Annotated in this window: 2 tRNA genes; both read left to right on the plus strand. The window is 49.6% G+C overall.

Annotation, left to right across the window (positions count from 1 at the left end):
* The first annotated feature begins 11 nt into the window (after positions 1–11).
* Positions 12–88, plus strand: a tRNA-Arg gene (locus AACR09_RS00905).
* A 101-nt stretch (positions 89–189) separates the two neighbouring features.
* Positions 190–266: transfer RNA gene (locus tag AACR09_RS00910), tRNA-Arg, on the plus strand.
* Positions 267–276: the final 10 nt, after the last annotated feature.

Below are 276 nucleotides of genomic sequence, written 5' to 3' on the forward strand. Positions count from 1 at the left end.
TCGAAACCGTTGCGCCCTTAGCTCAGCTGGATAGAGTACCTGGCTACGAACCAGGCGGTCGGAGGTTCGAATCCTCCAGGGCGCACCACTATTTAGGGTTTTCATTAATCCTGATGTTGAACGTTTAGTTTTGCTTTATAGTCTTAACTGCTTTATTGCCTTAACTAACAGCTTAATATCGAAACCGTTGCGCCCTTAGCTCAGCTGGATAGAGTACCTGGCTACGAACCAGGCGGTCGGAGGTTCGAATCCTCCAGGGCGCACCACTATTTAGGG

Origin of the sequence: Vibrio sp. OPT20 (assembly GCF_963889365.1) — a bacterium.
Lineage (GTDB): Bacteria > Pseudomonadota > Gammaproteobacteria > Enterobacterales > Vibrionaceae > Vibrio > Vibrio splendidus.